Raw genomic sequence first — 2,562 nt, forward strand, 5'->3', positions numbered from 1 at the left:
GCCACCGTGCGGCGCGCTCCGAACACGCGCAGCAGCATCCAGGCCACGTGCGGATCGTCGAGGCTCGTCAGGCGGCCGTCGTGGACGGCCAGCACGCCCGCGATCCGGCCGTCGGGCGCGAGCGCGAGACGCGGCGGGCTCGGGCCGCGGCGGCGGCCGAGCTGACGCGGCCCTTGCTGCGCGCCATCACCCTGTTCGAGGTGCTGCACCGGCTCGACTATCGCGCGGTGATGCTGATCGCGCTGCGGCAGGCCGAGGGCGGGGTGAGGATCGATGCGCGTGCCCGTGATTCGCTGGCCGCCTCGCGCTGGCTGGCGCGCTTGCGCGAGGCGCGCTCCGACTGGCAGGTCGAGATGTCGGGCGTCGAGGGGGAGCCGGGCCAGGGCACGACGGGCACGATCCGCTTCGCGGTGCGGATCCGCTGGCCCGACGCGGTGCCGCTGCCTCGCGCGGCTCGTGCCGATTTCTTCGTAGCGCGGGGAGGGCGGCGATGATGAAGGCGATCGTCGCGCGGGTCTGCCCGCATGCGGGGGTGCGCCGGCTGCTGGCCCTGGCCGGCGTCGCGTCGGCCGTGTTCGGCGGGTTGTGGGCCGTGTCCGGCGAGCGCGACTGGAGCGGTATCGCCGGGGCTCGCGCCCGGCACGGTGAAGCGCTGGCGCAGCGGGAACTGGCCGAACGGCGGCTGGATTTGCAGCCAGACTCGCAGCAAGACCCGCGGCCAGACCCGCGATCGATCGAACCGGAGCCATCGCGCCAGGAGGAAGTGCCGGGGCAGTCCTCGCTCGACGCTCGCGCGGGCCGATCCCCGGCCTTGCCCGAAAACCGGCGCGACGAGGGTGAGCCGCTGCTCGATCCTGGTTGGCAGTTGATCGCCGGCGCCCACGACAGCGGCTTGCGGATTCGCCGGCTCGGTCCCGCGCAGCAGGCTGGAGCCGAGGCGGCGGCCGGCGGCATGCGGTACTACGACGTCGCCGGCGATGGCCGCTTCGGGGCAATCGGCGCCTGGGTCCGCTCGCTCGCCGCGCTGCCGATGGCCGTGGTGCCGGTCGGCATCGAGGTGCAGCGCCAGGGCGACGGGGCGAGTTTCTCGGCGCGTCTGGCCGTGTCGCCGTCCGGGCCGGACGCGCCGGATGTCGCGCCTGGAGCGGTAGCGACGGCTGCTTCCGGCCTGGGCGCAGCCGAGGCCGGCGCCGATTTCGGCGGCCGCGAGCCGGCGGCGATGCCGCGCGTCGCCGGCATTGTGCGCGATGCGCGTCGCGGGCTCGTGCTGTTCGACGCGGAGGCGGGGGCCTGGTCCGCTTCGGTGGGCGAGCGCGTCGGTGCCGAACGCATCACGCGCATCGATGCGGATGGGGTCTGGCTGGGTCTCGACGATGGCGGCGGTGCGCGGCATCGCATGGTTTTGCGCGGGGAGGCGGAGCGATGACGCACGATCGAGGGAGGTTTGCGCGCCTGCTTGTTGCGCCGTGTGCGTTCTGGTTGGCGATCGGCCATTCGTCGCCGGCCCGGGCGATGCTGCGGCCGCCCTTGCCGATGGTGATGCCGGCCGCGGCGCTGGACAGCATCGGCTGGTTCGATCCCGAGGCGGGGCGCGTGGGCGGCGGCAGCGCGCTGACGGATCCGGAGGACGCGGGCATGGCTCCGGCCGCTGCCGCCGAGCGATACGGCGGTGAGGGCATGGCTGCCTCGGCCGCCGGCATTTCACCCTTGCCGGCTGGCGAACCGAAGGAGCCGGGGCCGCAGGGCGGTCTCCCGCTCGCGACCGGGGCTAGCCAGGTGACGGATGAAGCGCCCACGTCGGCCACGCGTGCCGACGGCAAACCGCCCGAAGCCACCCGGCAGGGCCTACCGCCGCCCGCCCTTGAGGGCCCGCCGATTCCGTTGCCCCCGCCCGAGCGGCTGTCCAGTCCCGTCACCGTCCCGCGCGCGGCTGCCGACCGGCGCAGGATCTCGCTCGACCTGCGGCAGGCTCCGCTCGCGGCCGTGTTCGACGCCTTCGCGCGTTTCACGGGGCAGAGCGTGGTGCTGAGCGGCCGCGTGCAGGGCAGCGCCACGCTGCGCATCCACGACGTTCCCTGGCGCGACGCGTTCGATGCGCTGCTGGACGCCAACGGCCTGGCGATGGCGATGCGCGGCGACGTGATCTGGGTGGCGCCGGCGGCCGAACTGACGGCGCGCGAGCGTGCGCGCTTCGAGGCCCATGCGCGGATGGCCGACCTCGAGCCGCTGGCGAGCCGCACCTTCCTGCTGCGCTACCCGCGCGCCAACGATGTCGCGCGGCTGCTGACCGGCGCCGCCGCCAACCAGCGCGTGCTGTCGCGGCGCGGCTCGGTGCTGGCCGATGCGCGCACCAATTTGCTGTTCGTCACCGACCTGGACGGCCGGCTCGCGCAGATCGCGGCCCTCGTCGCGCAGCTCGACCGGCCCTCGCGCCAGGTGTTGATCGAGGCGCGCGTGGTCGAGGGCGAGCGCGGTTTCTCGCGCGAGCTGGGCGCACGGATCGCCTTGCGCACCACGCGCTCGCTGGCGCGCGGCGAGGGGGCGGGCAGCGGCGGCGCGCCG

Annotated in this window: 3 protein-coding genes and 1 pseudogene; 3 read left to right on the forward strand and 1 reads right to left on the reverse strand. The window is 74.9% G+C overall.

The features are described from left to right. Window positions 1–131: pseudogene (locus tag F3J18_RS38745) on the reverse strand (N-acetyltransferase); the annotation flags it as partial. On the opposite strand from F3J18_RS38745, the gene F3J18_RS36560 reads away from it, so the two are divergent. The 3 genes from F3J18_RS36560 to F3J18_RS36570 form a co-directional block, all read left to right on the forward strand. Then, entirely contained in the window at window positions 81–494 is a 414-nt protein-coding gene (locus F3J18_RS36560) for a hypothetical protein (protein WP_205195718.1), read from the forward strand. The pseudogene F3J18_RS38745 and the gene F3J18_RS36560 overlap by 51 nt on opposite strands. Then, window positions 491–1,426, forward strand: a complete 936-nt coding sequence (locus F3J18_RS36565; protein ID WP_166917016.1) for a hypothetical protein — start codon at window positions 491–493, stop codon at window positions 1,424–1,426. Before F3J18_RS36560 ends, F3J18_RS36565 begins: the two co-directional genes overlap by 4 nt. Next, window positions 1,423–2,562 (forward strand): secretin N-terminal domain-containing protein (locus F3J18_RS36570; RefSeq protein WP_205195720.1); only part of this gene is annotated, 1,140 nt, incomplete at its 3' end. The genes F3J18_RS36565 and F3J18_RS36570, both read left to right, overlap by 4 nt.

This window comes from Burkholderia sp. Ax-1720 (genome assembly GCF_011753035.1).
Classification (GTDB): domain Bacteria; phylum Pseudomonadota; class Gammaproteobacteria; order Burkholderiales; family Burkholderiaceae; genus Burkholderia; species Burkholderia gladioli.